The organism is Paenalcaligenes hominis (assembly GCF_041359055.1).
Classification (GTDB): Bacteria; Pseudomonadota; Gammaproteobacteria; order Burkholderiales; family Burkholderiaceae_B; genus Paenalcaligenes; species Paenalcaligenes hominis_A.
The window spans coordinates 284,755-297,797 of the sequence record NZ_JBGJKZ010000002.1 but is presented as its reverse complement, the minus strand read 5'-3'; the positions used below and the strand labels follow the sequence as shown (position 1 = coordinate 297,797).

Genomic DNA, 13,043 nt, shown 5'->3' with positions numbered 1-13,043 from the left:
TTAAGCCTAATCGGCTTAAACTTGCCTTTATTTTTATTTATCATTATTACCCATGTCTGACTCCTCCCCTACTTCTGTCCAAGACCAGCAAACATTATTGGGCATTGCTCTCGCTGATCAAGCTCTAATTACCTCACATATTGCTATGTTTGCGGCCAAAACAGCCAACCCTCAAGAAACTTTAGCTCTGCTACATGAAATCGCCACGGAGATCAGCGAAAAATATCAATTGCCTCAGTTAGCTAAAGACACCATGCAAGCGCGCATAGAAAAATCGTTGGATATGGCAGTCGCTATTATTGGTAAAAATAATCTAAAACCTATTAATCCTAATACTCACTAAAAACACATTTTGCTGTGTTATGTAGCCACTGCATTAGCACTTGGGCTTAGGGCCGACCTGTGCGAGGTAGCTCTCTAGTGTATTGGGGTGCCTGCTCTGATAGACTGCGCCTACCTAGCTCATTCCAAATGATGTCTTGTTTTTACGGCCAACCATTTGGCTAAAACTTAATCGCAATTTCTTGTTCATATAATGATGCACCATGTCAGCAAAAAAACGACGAAATATTGCTGCCATAAAGCTAGTTTTTCTGCTTTTTTTCAGCAAGAGAAATGGTCTAAGTCGTCGATTAATCATATGCTTGGCGTCCTTAGCTGAAGCTAAAACAAGCTATATGTTGCACTGCAATTTTATAATTGCACACAATTTAAACCCCCACAAACCGTAGTGATCGACTTGCTTTAAACCACAACCTAGGCGTATTATTTACCCATGCGACACTAAATGTTGTGGTTTTGGTTAAAAACTGTGGTTACTAAGCAAGGCTTAAAAACAACAGAGTTTACCCAATGTGCTGCCTTACAAGCCTTGGCATCTCACGTCGTAACGAGCCCAAAGCTAGGCATCATCGGCTTCACATCATAAAGTCAGTGCTTCGCAGATAATCAAGCGTTTTACTTTAGGCTTTAACGGGACAAATTGTTGTACTAGAATAGCTCCTTGCCCTTTTAGCGGGGCAAGTTTCAACGCACATTTCTCGTTGACTGGTTACTCCACAACATACTCTCTCGTTAACTAGATATTTTGAATTAATTTGCACATGACTTGTCGTGATCTACCTTTTAGCTTTACTCAGGGACTTACCCCAAGATCAGATCGAGTCACAAGCGCTGTACCGAAACACCTTACGTGCAGCACCGCATAAACCGAATTTTTAAGTATCGTTAACACCAGATTACACTACACTGTATAGATGTACAGTGTGTTATAAATTCAGAACCAAAGCTGAATTACCCCGAATTTCCCAATTAACTTATTCCCTACAGGGACGTCCTGCTGCACGGACCGCGACCAGTCACAGCTTGTTGCTGCGTTGTTATATCGCGTCTGCGCCACAGATTACGAACTAACACAGAAAAGGACTAGGAGTTTATGATCTATAAAAGTCAAATAGAAACGCCTACCGATTCCTACGTAGCTAGGTATCCATGGGCTACCGAAATGGCCATTGGTCAACAAGACATCTATTGGACTGCCGAGGAATTAGGCGTCGAAGAAGACGAGCAAGATTTCAAGATCAATCTAAATAAAGCCGAATTGCACGGCGTCATCACCGCTCAGTCCATTTTGACCCAATACGAATTAATGCTCGGCGGCGAAAACCTTTGGGGCGGTAAAATCCCCAAAATGTTTCCGCGTCCAGAGATTGCTCGTATGTGCGCTAAATTCACAGACGTAGAGCTACACGTACACGCTCCTTTCTACGATATTGGTAACGTCGTTATGGGTAACTCAACTGACGAGTTTTACTCTCAGTGGAAACGCGATTCTGTGTTGGCAGACCGTATTGCTTTTATTGACCGTTATGCTGAAGGCGATTGTCCTCTCGAGGTTACAGCTGCTCTTGCTCTACTCGAAGGCGTTGTGTTGTATTCCGCTTTTGGTTTTTTCAAAGGCTTTAACAGCCGCGGCTTTAACTTAATTCCCCATTTTGTCTCTGGCATTGATGCATCCGCTAAAGACGAGAACTTTCACTCCATTGCCTCTAGCTTCTTGCACAAAGAGTGCAAACACGAACGCCAAGTCATGGGCTATCACAGTGAAGACGATGACAAAAAGCTACGTGAATCCATTTGGAAAATGGCGGAGATGCTTTACTTACATGAAAGTCGCATTATTGACTTGATGTTCGAAGTACCAGGCAACCGCGTCACTACCAAAGAAGAGCTTCTCGAGTTTGTACGCGACCGTATCAATATCGTGCTTGAGCGTTTAGAAATGCCCCCTATGTTCGATCAAGAACCTGGGCTTATTTCTGGGTGGTTCTACAACCAACTTAATACGGTAAAAGTCCCAGACTTCTTTGCTGGCACCCAAATTCAATACCGCCGCAACTGGGATCGTTACAAGCTTACATTTAGAAATGAGGTAGAAAATGTCCTTTAGACAGTCAGGGATTAGCGAAGAAAAAGTACAGATGTTTGAGCAGCTCAGCGCCGAGCGCAAGCATCTACAAGAAATTGGACATCTTCCCTCCTGGTACATCACTCAAGGCTGGCAACTTTTCAAAGAAAAGTATCAGTACAAAGACGAGCCTGCTTTACTAGGCCGTCACCGTACTATTGCCAAAACTCTAGCCCAATACATGGTGGGCGAGGAAGAAAAGTGGGAAGAGCTTTTCTTTAACGAGCTTTGGGATGGAATCTTGTCCCCCGCGACTCCTGCTCTGTCAAACACAGGTACAGATCGAGGCATGAATGTGTCTTGCTCTGGTCAGTTTATTGGTGACAGTGTTGTGTCTTTCTACGATGGCCTCAAAGAAATGGCATTGCTGTCTAAAAATGGTTTTGGCACTAGTGCAGACTTCAGCTCCATCCGCCCACGCGGTGCTCCCATCACTGCAGGTGGTGAAGCCAGTGGCCCTATTCCTGTCATGGAAGACTTCTTTACATGTGCTTCAAAAATCAGCCAGGGCGGTAACCGTCGTGGCGCAGTAGCCGGCTACCTAGATATAGAACACGCCGATTGGGACGAAGCCGTAGATCTGCTCATGCGTGATCCTGACGGTAAAAACTTTGGCTGGACAGTACGCGATACCTTTGTTGAAGCATTAAAAAATGGTGATCCAGAGGCTCAACGCAAATTTACCCGCGCCCTCTACGTTAAGCTTGTTACAGGTAAAGGCTATTTTTTCTTTATTGACAAAGCTAACCGTCAACGCCCAGAAATGTATAAGGCGCATGGCTTAGACATTAAAGCCACCAACCTTTGTACTGAAATTATGCTGCACAGCTCTGAGGACTACACGTACTCTTGCATTTTGGCTTCAATGAACTTAGCCAACTGGGATAAGATCAAAGACTCTGACTCAGTCTTTATTGCGACTGTGTTCCTTGATTGCTTATGTGAAGACTTTATTCGCAACAGCGAAGGTGTACCAGGCCTAGAAAAAGTACGTGACTTCACTATCCGAGGTCGTGCAATTGGTTTAGGCGCAATGGGCTTTCACACCTACCTCCAAGCAAAAAATATTCCGTACGCAAGCCTAGAAGCCCAATTTCTTTCTAATGAAATGGCCAAGCACATCCACGATGAGTCATTACGTGCCTCACAGTGGCTAGCTGAAAAATTTGGTGAACCCGAGTGGTGTAAAGGTTATGGCGTGCGCAATACCCATCGTACCGCCTACGCGCCAACCAAATCCACAGCGCTATTAATGGGCGGTGTAAGTGAATCATGGTCTCCTGACCCAGGCATGGTTTTTGATATGGCCTCAGCTGTAGGTGAATTACGTCGTATCCCACCCGTTTTCTATGAAAAAATGAAAGAAAAAGGGGTGTACAACGAAGACACTATTCGCGATATCATTAATCATATCGGTAGTGTCCAACATGTAGACTGGCTCACCGATGAAGAAAAGCAAGTCTTCATGAACGCATACGAGGTCGAGCAAAAAATTATTTTACGCCATGCTTCTCAGCGTCAGAAATACACGTGTCAAGGTCAGTCGCTCAACTTCTTTGTTGCAGATGAAGGCTCCGAAGACCAAATCGCTGAATTAATCACCATGGCATTTTTGGATGAAAACATTCTCAGCCAATACTACTTCTACTCAAAGAGCGGTGTAGTGGTACCAGATGAATGTTTATCTTGCTCTGCTTAAAACACCTTTAAGCACGCCATTAGGCCCCGTAAAAGTCCAATCCATCTTGTGCTTTTACGGGGTTTTTACTTTTATAGATTTTGTTTTTATTTATAGGTAGCTTGTGTTTTCTTTTTTTGAACGCCGCGTCCAACCCTACCCCACACCAAGCTCACAAAAATTACCCGCAACCTTTTTTTCTTTTATGTGGCGCTCAACCACAGGAATACGGGGTTGGATAGGTTTACTTACTTTCACCTCGGCCGTTATGGCTGGCTACGAGGCATTTTTATTTGCTGTATTAAGCCAAGTTGTGGACTGGCTAGGTGCTATTGCGCCTACAGAGCTTTGGGCCGAGCAGCGGTCGGCCTTAGTTGGCATAGGGGCCATTTTACTAGGCAGCATTGCTGTTTTAGTCTTGCATACCATGGTAATGCATCAAGTCCTCGCCATCAATTTCCCTATGCGTTTACGTTGGCTATTTCATCGCCACATGCTGGGTCAAAGTCTTTCTTTTTACGCCGACGAATTTGCCGGTCGCATCACAACCAAAGTCATGCAAACAGCGCTTGCTGTGCGGGATGTAGTGTTTGTAGTGGTGGATGTGCTGGTGGGTGTGGTGGTGTATTTAATCGGTATTTTGATTCTTGCAGGTAGCTTCGAAATCCGCTTGCTTATTCCTTTCATCATTTGGGTGCTCGCTTATAGTGGTGCCTGTTGGTATTTTGTGCCCCGCCTAGGTAAAGTAGGCAAAGAACAAGCAGACGCCCGCTCATTAATGACAGGCCGCATTACGGATGCGTATACAAATATTGCTACAGTGAAATTATTTGCACATAGCCAACGCGAGGCGGATTATGCCCGACGTGCCATGGATGCGTTCAAGCAAACTGGCTACAAGCAAATGCGCTTGGTCAGTCTATTTGAAACCACTAACCATATTATGATCACTGCCCTATTACTGGGGTCTACTGGCACGGCCTTGTATTTATGGTCTATCAACCAAGCCAGCGCAGGCGTAGTAGCAGCTGTAATAGCAATGGCATTGCGTCTATCAGGTTATTCGCATTGGATTATGTGGCAAATGACCAGCCTCTTTGAAAACATAGGTACTATTCAAGACGGCATGCATACCCTAAGCCAACCTAAAACCATCACTGATCACCCTAATGCTTTGCCTTTACAAGTAAAAACGGGCGAAATTCGTTTTGAGAACGTACTTTTTGGTTATAAAGACAGCCCGCAACCCATTATTAATCAACTCAATCTCACGATTAAACCAGGAGAGCGCATTGGTTTAATTGGTCGCTCTGGGGCAGGCAAATCCACTTTGGTGAACTTATTACTTAGGTTTCATGAGCCTCAACAGGGTCGAATACTCATAGATAACCAAGACATTGCCTTAGTTACCCAAGACAGTTTACGCCAAGCCATTGGGATGGTGACCCAAGACACTTCGTTATTACACCGATCAATGCGAGAAAATATTCTGTACGGCAATCCGGATGCCACAGAGGCAGAGATGCACGCCGCAGCACTACAAGCAGAAGCAGCTGAATTCATTGAACGCTTAAATGATCGGTATGGTAATTCGGGTTATGAAGCTCAGGTTGGCGAACGTGGAGTGAAATTATCCGGAGGTCAACGACAACGGGTAGCCATTGCACGTGTCATGTTAAAAGATGCACCTATTTTGCTGTTAGATGAAGCCACTAGTGCTTTAGATTCTGAGGTCGAAGTGGCTATACAAAGCAGCCTAGATCGACTAATGCAAGGCAAAACGGTAATTGCTATTGCCCATCGCTTATCAACCATTGCTGCCATGGATCGCCTAATCGTAATGGATAAAGGCAAAATCATAGAAAGTGGTAGCCACCACGAGCTACTTGCTTTAGATGGCATTTATGCTCGTTTATGGCGGCATCAAAGTGGTGGCTTTTTAGGGGAAACCGAATCAAAAAGCTCAACCTAAAAAACGTAAATTCGACTTAAATACTTAGTACGCGCTCTATAGTAAAAGAAGGACTAATTAGCATAATTTCATGACCAGACAAAATGGCTTGCTCAAGATCATGCTGTTGAAACTGCAGCCCTTCTAAAAAAGTAATCAAATCGGAGTCCGCTTCGCGTTGTGCATACTCACCCACTAGGTCATAGCTATGCGGACTCCAGCAAAACGCAAACTCGGCATTAGGGCGCATTAATGCTACCTCTCCTTCCGGCCCCGCATGAGCAACGGCTTTTTCAAAATTCCCAGTGCCATAAATAGCTCCAGAACGAAAAGGGGCACCAAAACGCTCAAGAAACCAAGCATCAATAGCATGGTGATCATGTTCAGGGATATTTTTAGGGGGCCGATTGCTGGGGGCTTTTAAATGCACCGTCTCAGACTCAAGAGGTCGAGTAAAACCACGATAGATAGGCAACCCCCCAGTTAACTGCCCCCACTCATCGGCTTGAAACCAAACGCCTACATTACTTCCTTGTCTCGTAATTGTCATAGCTTTTATCTCCGTAATAAAGCGTTAAAAAACAAAGCCATCTCGTACCTTACGGTTAAGATCGCTGAATTATCTTAATACTCGGTATCTAGGTGATTCCATACAACACAACGACTTGAAATCTGAGGCCAACTTTGCGCTTAGTCTAACCACTCTACCTGACGTACATACCAGGTTTCTTGTTGAGGCTCAAACTCGACCAAAGCGTTATACGTTTTACTGTGGGTGCCGTCTGTTCTATGACTAGCCTCTACCGTTGCCACAATAGAAAATTGACATTGACCTAGGGCTTTAGAGGAAGTTTTTGGTAAAAATGGAAACTGCACTAGCTTCATATCGGTAAGGCTTGCCTCGACATCTTCTTTGGTTTTATTAAAGGCCTTAACCACATCTGTGCAAATAGCAGCGATACGTTTCTCCTCGCGCTGCTGTGCGCTTTGGGATTTTTTATAAACAAACTCATTCCAAAATGCCAAGCTTAATAAAAGAATAGCACCAACCCCAATAAAATAGGCACCTTTACGTTTTATAGGTGCGTACTCAACGCTATTATCTTCGCGAAAATACCAGCTGCCGCCTTTGACCATAAGCACAACCGCTATCAGTACTATTGCTATGACTAGCCACCACATAAAGATTCCACAATAAAATAACAAAGATTTGATTGTAATGCTTTTTATTCATTATGACTTGCATTCACTGTACTCTTTGATATCTTTTTCCGTCTAAAGGCGAAGGGCACCTATGGCATCTGCGCTATCTTTCCCCACCCTCTAGGGCGAGGTTTGCCGTGCACTAGATCAACCTACTCACTTTCTTTTTTATATAAAGCACCAGCAAGAGCTAACCCCATAACTAAAAGCGCTTGCTCTGCGTGACTAGGCAGGTTGCCCACTGCCCGAGAGCAATCCACACCCAAAAGATTGATCTATACGATTATGTTCAAGTAGGAAGGACCGCATTGTCGCCTATTGATAGGACCTTAGAAGACACAGCCTTGCATAGGTGCGGCGTGTATCATTATTGTCTAAGTGTACCCCCTACTACCCAGCCTAAGCAGTGGCTGGCTGAATTAAGGTAGTTGGAGTAAATGTCTTTTAGATGACTGGTGCTTCCAATGCTCGTGCTCGGGCAAAGGTGCTTTTGAGATGCGAATACGTTTCCAGTCAGGATGCTGAGCGAGCCGAGCATTAAGCTCGACAAACTCAGCCTGATCCGCACTGATTTCACTGGCATTAACAATGGCATTTACTGGGCATTCGGCCACACAAATAGAACAGTCAATGCACTCGTCAGGGTGAATCACCAAAAAATTAGGCCCCTCGAAGAAACAATCCATGGGACAAACGGCAACACAGTCTGTGTATTTACATTGAATACAGGATTCAGTAACAACAAAGGGCATAATTTTTACTACTTATTGAGGCGGCGCACATACCATGCGCCCCACAATAATCCTAATAAAGCAGCGCTAGAAGAAGCTAATAACACCCCTAGTTTAGCAGCATTGAGCAGACTTTCATTATCAAAAGCCAGCGTGCCAATAAAAATTGACATGGTAAAACCAATCCCAGCCAATAAACCTATTAGCGTGATGCCTGACCAAGTTACCCCTTCGGCTAACTGACAGACTTTTAAAGCCACCGCCAAACGACACGCTATAAAAATACCTAGCGGTTTGCCTATAACCAAAGCAAGAATAACCCCCCACATCACCGATTGCGCTCCTCCGGCACTGACCTCTAAGCCTTGAAAGCTTACGCCCGCATTCGCTAAGGCAAAAACGGGCATGACAAGAAACGCAACCCAAGGGTGCAACTGCATTTGCACTCGGGCTACAGGTGGTAATAGCTCGCGATGCGCCTCGCGCACTTTCTCTATAGACTGCAATATCACTAACTCGTCTTTATCTGAGTATTGTGCTTGCGCTTTGATGCGCTGCATGTTTTCTTCGACTACTGTTAGTGGATCAGCCCGTAAAGGACGCGCATACACGGGGGTCATTAAACCTAGAATTACACCCGCTAAAGTGGGATGTGCCCCCAGTTGAAGTACCCCAAACCACAGCACAGCTCCAGGTAGCAAATAAGCAAAAGCGGAAGCAACCCCTAAGCGCTGCCAAAGCATCACCAAGGCTATGCCCGCTACGATGAGCCAGAGACCACTGTAATCCAACCCTCCTGAATAGAAAAAAGCAATGATAAGTACCGCGACCACATCATCGATAATGGCAATTGCCAAAAGCATAATACGCACATTAGACGGTATAGACCGCCCTAACAAAGCGAGCACTCCCACCGCAAAAGCAATATCTGTTGCGGTGGGCACAGCCCAACCTCTACCCTGTACTGGATCCGTATTTATCATCAGATAAATCAAAGCAGGCACGATCACACCGCCTGCTGCTGCTACCAAGGGTAAGGAGGCTTGAGTAAAGCTGGATAAAGCCCCTTCGTGTATTTCTCGTCTAATCTCCATCCCGACCACTAGAAAAAAAGCAGTCATTAAGGCATCATTAACCCAAAAATGCAGGCTTCCCGACATGGCGAAATCACCAAGCTCTATCCCCAGCGTTTGTCCCCAAAAATCGAAATACTGCTGTGCATAGGACGAATTCGCCCACACAAGAGCAGCCACAGCGGCAGCAATTAAAACTATGCCACCAAAGGCTTCGATATGAGTTAAACGAGTGAATTGATCCGAAATGGACTGAGCAAGACGATGGCCAAGCGGGAGCTGATTGGGTGAGGTATTATTTTTCATAACCTTAAAATAATGAAATGCACAGGCGGCCCGACCTGTACGTTACCTATTTACCTAGCCCCATGCTAGACAAATACCCACGTAAAGCGTAACGTATATTTTTTAGCTATGCAAACCTGCTACCAACATAACTTGTTTGTATTCCTACCACATGCATGTATTATCCGATAACCCAAGTAACGCAAACCCATGTTTAAGTTGCGGGGCTTGTTGTGCCCATTTTCGGGTGTCTTTTTATAGTGGTGAACTAAAAGGGCCCACTGGAGGTCTAGTCCCTGCAGAACTAACCACTCAAATAGGCCCGTTACGGGCGTGTATGAAAGGTACAGAACTAGGCCAAGGCCGCTGTATTGCGCTGCGCGGGGAGTTAGGCAAGCCCGGCGTGCATTGCACTATTTACGAAAACAGACCCAGTCCTTGCCGTGAGTTTAATGTGCTTGATGATCAGGGAATGATGAATCCTGATTGCCTACGTTTACGTTATCAGTTGGGCTTAGCCATGCCTTTTTTAAAAAACCAATCATAGCCACTGACTAAAATAATACCTAAAACCACGCAGGCAGCCCCCATAACAAAGCTGCGCTCTATGTGTTCATTTAGTAATATTACGCCCAACATCACCCCAAATAAAGGGGTCATAAATGACAAAACCCCTAAACGAGAAGCCAAGTATTTGCGTAATAACCAAAACCAAACCAATAAGCTAGCAAAAGACACCACTACAGTTTGAAAAGCTAAATTAGCAACCAGTGCCCAGCTCCAGTGGATGGCCGTTTGCCCAGTTAAAAAGGCCCCACTCAATAAAATAACAAAAGCCCCTATTAATTGATAAAACAAAGTTTCTGTGGCGGGCGCATTTTTTAAGCAGGTGCCGCGTACCACTACAGTAGTAGCCCCCCAAAATAAGCCGCCTAGCAGGGCCAAGCCATCGCCTAACAACATATTAGGGCTAGTAAGCGTAGTCGTGGTGGTTTCGCGACCAAGAAAGCTAACTGCTACACCCACAAACGCCAACAAAACCCCTAGCCACTGTAAAGGCTGCAAACGTTCATCAGGTGAGAAAAAATGTAAACCTAAGGCAGCAAAAATCGGAGCGGTATAAAGAAAAATGGATACATGCGAAGCAGTGGTATAGCGTAGAGCCTCACCAACAAAAAAGAATTCCCCTGCAAAAAGCACCCCAACTAATAGCCCTGGTTTCCAAGCTCCGGCCAAGGTAAATAAACGCTGCCCGCGCCAACGAACAAAACACCATGTCAGCACTGCTCCGCCAAGTGAACGCAATGCAATTTGTAAAGTTGCCGCCATATCATACGCGGTGTATTTCAAACCTACTTGCGCCAAAGCCCAAGCAAAGCACAACAAGACCATAAGACTGGTTGCTTGGGGAGTTAAACCTTGTCGTTGTTGTGTCATGGCTTTAATTATTAGATAAGTAAACATAACAACATACAACAAACCCCGCCAGAGCGGGGTTTGTTTAGACAGGCTTTATCATCTATTGATTACAAAATAGATTTCAAAAGCTTGCCCATTTCGGATGGATCGCGTGTGGTTTTGATACCGCACTCTTCCATTACAGCTAATTTCGCATCGGCGGTGTCATCACCACCAGAAATTAAAGCACCTGCATGACCCATACGTTTTCCGGGAGGCGCAGTAACACCTGCGATAAAGCCAACAATAGGTTTGGTCATGTTGTCTTTAGCCCAACGTGCTGCGTTAACTTCATCTGGACCACCGATTTCGCCAATCATGATAACGGCGTCGGTATCGGGGTCGTCGTTGAACATTTTCAACACATCAATGTGTTTTAATCCATTGATTGGGTCGCCACCAATACCTACGGCAGCGGATTGGCCTAGACCGAGCTCGGTTAATTGAGCAACCGCTTCATACGTAAGCGTACCAGAGCGGCTTACCACACCAATACGACCTTTGCGATGGATATGGCCTGGCATAATACCGATTTTAATTTCATCAGGAACAATTAAACCGGGGCAGTTAGGGCCGAGCAGCAAGGTTTTCTTGTTTTCATCGCGCATGCGATTACGTAACTCGAGCATATCACGCACAGGAATGCCTTCGGTAATACAAATGACGAGATCTAGATCTGCATCCACGGCTTCCCAAATGGCATCGGCAGCACCTGCTGGCGGTACATAAATAACAGAAACCGTCGCACCAGTCGCATCACGCGCATCTTTTACTGTAGCGTAAATAGGTACACCCTCGAAATCCTCACCTGCACGGCGTGGGTTTACGCCAGCGACAAAGGCTTCCATACCATTGCCGTACTCGCGGCACATGCGTGTGTGGAACTGACCGGTTTTACCCGTAATACCTTGTGTAATGACCTTGGTATCTTTGTTGATCAAAATTGACATGTAAACAATCCTTTCCGGTTACTTAGCGGCGGCAACCACTTTGGTTGCGGCTTCGGCCATGGTGTCTGCACTGATGATAGGCAAGCCAGACTCGGCTAGCATTTTTTTGCCTAGTTCTTCGTTAGTGCCTTTCATGCGTACAACAAGAGGAACATCCAAGTTCACTGCTTTACATGCTGCAATAACACCTTCAGCGATAACGTCACAACGCATAATACCGCCGAAAATATTCACCAAAATGGCTTTAACATCGTCGTTTTTCAACATGATTTTAAAGGCTTCAGTGACCTTTTCTGCGGTAGCACCGCCACCCACATCCAAGAAGTTTGCTGGCTCGCCACCAAACAGCTTGATGGTATCCATAGTCGCCATAGCTAAACCAGCGCCATTAACCAAACATCCAATATTGCCCTCGAGCTGGATGTAAGCAAGGTCGTATTTGCTGGCTTCAACTTCGGCTGGATCTTCTTCGTCTAAATCGCGATACTCTACAAGTTCGGGTTGACGGAAAAGAGCATTGGTATCAAAGTTGAACTTGGCATCTAGAGCCATAATATCGCCAGAACCCGTTAAAATTAGCGGGTTAATTTCTGCCAATGATGCGTCGGTATCCCAGTAGGCTTGGTAAAGCTTTTGGAACTGTTCTGCGGCTTGGGCTTGTGAAGCCTCGGGAATACCAATGCCAGCAGCTAAACCGGTGGCTTCTTCAGTGGTAAGCCCTGTTTTAGGGTCTACGAAGACTTTTAGGATTTTCTCGGGGTTGGTTTCCGCAACCTCTTCGATTTCCATACCACCTTCGGCAGAGGCCATCACGCAAATACGCTGAGACTCTCGGTCTGTCACAATACCAACGTAGTATTCTTTTTTGATGTCTGCGCCGTCTTCGATTAATAAACGACGCACTTTTTGGCCTTGGGGGCTAGTTTGATGCGTGATCAACTGCATACCCAAAATTTCTGTTGCCAACTGTTTAACTTCATCCATGGAGCGAGCTAGTTTTACCCCACCACCCATGCCGCGACCGCCGGCATGAATTTGTGCTTTAACTACCCACACCGGTCCCCCGAGCTTTTCAGCTGCTGCTACTGCCTCGTCGACGGAGAAAGCAGGGATGCCCTCTGGCACCGCTACCCCGTACTTTCTTAACAGTGCTTTGCCCTGATATTCATGAATTTTCATTTAGTACCTGTCAGTCTAAGAACACATTAAAAAATCATCCACTTGTCTGCAAGAAACAAGTGGACAAA

12 protein-coding genes are annotated in these 13,043 nt (G+C 45.4%); 5 read left to right on the top strand and 7 right to left on the bottom strand.

Annotated elements, in window-relative coordinates; translation table 11 throughout:
* The first annotated feature begins 52 nt into the window (after nt 1-52).
* From ACBP46_RS05280 to ACBP46_RS05265, 4 genes are all read left to right on the top strand, one after another.
* Entirely contained in the window at nt 53-343 is a 291-nt protein-coding gene (locus tag ACBP46_RS05280) for a hypothetical protein (RefSeq protein WP_371015695.1), read from the top strand.
* Between the two features lie 1,092 nt (nt 344-1,435).
* Entirely contained in the window at nt 1,436-2,449 is a 1,014-nt protein-coding gene (locus ACBP46_RS05275; protein WP_371015694.1) for a ribonucleotide-diphosphate reductase subunit beta, read from the top strand.
* Complete coding sequence (locus ACBP46_RS05270; RefSeq protein ID WP_371015693.1) at nt 2,439-4,166, top strand: ribonucleotide reductase N-terminal alpha domain-containing protein; 1,728 nt, start codon at nt 2,439-2,441, stop codon at nt 4,164-4,166. Before ACBP46_RS05275 ends, ACBP46_RS05270 begins: the two co-directional genes overlap by 11 nt.
* A gap of 103 nt (nt 4,167-4,269) precedes the next feature.
* Nucleotides 4,270-6,117: an ABC transporter ATP-binding protein gene (locus tag ACBP46_RS05265; RefSeq protein ID WP_371015692.1), complete on the top strand. Its 1,848-nt coding sequence runs from the start codon at nt 4,270-4,272 to the stop codon at nt 6,115-6,117.
* A gap of 16 nt (nt 6,118-6,133) precedes the next feature.
* Here ACBP46_RS05265 and ACBP46_RS05260 read toward each other — a convergent pair whose 3' ends face one another.
* The 4 genes from ACBP46_RS05260 to nhaA form a co-directional block, all read right to left on the bottom strand.
* On the bottom strand, nt 6,134-6,646 hold the full coding sequence (locus tag ACBP46_RS05260) for a hypothetical protein (RefSeq protein WP_371015691.1): 513 nt from the start codon (nt 6,644-6,646) through the stop codon (nt 6,134-6,136).
* A gap of 140 nt (nt 6,647-6,786) precedes the next feature.
* Entirely contained in the window at nt 6,787-7,278 is a 492-nt protein-coding gene (locus tag ACBP46_RS05255; RefSeq protein WP_371015690.1) for a hypothetical protein, read from the bottom strand.
* A 440-nt stretch (nt 7,279-7,718) separates the two neighbouring features.
* Complete coding sequence (fdxA, locus tag ACBP46_RS05250; protein ID WP_371015689.1) at nt 7,719-8,051, bottom strand: ferredoxin FdxA; 333 nt, start codon at nt 8,049-8,051, stop codon at nt 7,719-7,721.
* Between the two features lie 8 nt (nt 8,052-8,059).
* Nucleotides 8,060-9,409, bottom strand: a complete 1,350-nt coding sequence (nhaA, locus tag ACBP46_RS05245; RefSeq protein ID WP_371015688.1) for a Na+/H+ antiporter NhaA — start codon at nt 9,407-9,409, stop codon at nt 8,060-8,062.
* A gap of 151 nt (nt 9,410-9,560) precedes the next feature.
* On the opposite strand from nhaA, the gene ACBP46_RS05240 reads away from it, so the two are divergent.
* Nucleotides 9,561-9,935 (top strand): YkgJ family cysteine cluster protein, encoded by a 375-nt coding sequence (locus tag ACBP46_RS05240; RefSeq protein ID WP_371015687.1) that lies wholly within the window; start codon nt 9,561-9,563, stop codon nt 9,933-9,935.
* Here the strand turns inward: ACBP46_RS05240 and ACBP46_RS05235 are convergent.
* The 3 genes from ACBP46_RS05235 to sucC form a co-directional block, all read right to left on the bottom strand.
* Complete coding sequence (locus ACBP46_RS05235) at nt 9,893-10,852, bottom strand: DMT family transporter (protein ID WP_371015686.1); 960 nt, start codon at nt 10,850-10,852, stop codon at nt 9,893-9,895. The genes ACBP46_RS05240 and ACBP46_RS05235 overlap by 43 nt on opposite strands.
* 62 nt (nt 10,853-10,914) lie before the next feature.
* Nucleotides 10,915-11,796 carry a succinate--CoA ligase subunit alpha gene (gene sucD / locus ACBP46_RS05230; protein ID WP_077732997.1) on the bottom strand — a complete coding sequence of 294 codons (882 nt, stop codon included), beginning with the start codon at nt 11,794-11,796 and terminating at the stop codon, nt 10,915-10,917.
* A gap of 18 nt (nt 11,797-11,814) precedes the next feature.
* Nucleotides 11,815-12,975 carry an ADP-forming succinate--CoA ligase subunit beta gene (gene sucC / locus ACBP46_RS05225; RefSeq protein WP_371015685.1) on the bottom strand — a complete coding sequence of 387 codons (1,161 nt, stop codon included), beginning with the start codon at nt 12,973-12,975 and terminating at the stop codon, nt 11,815-11,817.
* Nucleotides 12,976-13,043 lie beyond the last annotated feature (68 nt).

What these genes read in the sequence shown, in the direction of transcription:
- fdxA (WP_371015689.1), bottom strand. Translation starts at nt 8,051, where the DNA reads ATGCCCTTTGTTGTTACTGAATCCTGTATTCAATGTAAATACACAGAC.
- ACBP46_RS05280 (WP_371015695.1), top strand. Translation starts at nt 53, where the DNA reads ATGTCTGACTCCTCCCCTACTTCTGTCCAAGACCAGCAAACATTATTG.
- ACBP46_RS05255 (WP_371015690.1), bottom strand. Translation starts at nt 7,278, where the DNA reads ATGTGGTGGCTAGTCATAGCAATAGTACTGATAGCGGTTGTGCTTATG.
- sucC (WP_371015685.1), bottom strand. Translation starts at nt 12,975, where the DNA reads ATGAAAATTCATGAATATCAGGGCAAAGCACTGTTAAGAAAGTACGGG.
- ACBP46_RS05240 (WP_371015687.1), top strand. Translation starts at nt 9,561, where the DNA reads ATGCATGTATTATCCGATAACCCAAGTAACGCAAACCCATGTTTAAGT.
- ACBP46_RS05235 (WP_371015686.1), bottom strand. Translation starts at nt 10,852, where the DNA reads ATGTTTACTTATCTAATAATTAAAGCCATGACACAACAACGACAAGGT.
- ACBP46_RS05275 (WP_371015694.1), top strand. Translation starts at nt 1,436, where the DNA reads ATGATCTATAAAAGTCAAATAGAAACGCCTACCGATTCCTACGTAGCT.
- nhaA (WP_371015688.1), bottom strand. Translation starts at nt 9,409, where the DNA reads ATGAAAAATAATACCTCACCCAATCAGCTCCCGCTTGGCCATCGTCTT.
- sucD (WP_077732997.1), bottom strand. Translation starts at nt 11,796, where the DNA reads ATGTCAATTTTGATCAACAAAGATACCAAGGTCATTACACAAGGTATT.
- ACBP46_RS05260 (WP_371015691.1), bottom strand. Translation starts at nt 6,646, where the DNA reads ATGACAATTACGAGACAAGGAAGTAATGTAGGCGTTTGGTTTCAAGCC.
- ACBP46_RS05270 (WP_371015693.1), top strand. Translation starts at nt 2,439, where the DNA reads ATGTCCTTTAGACAGTCAGGGATTAGCGAAGAAAAAGTACAGATGTTT.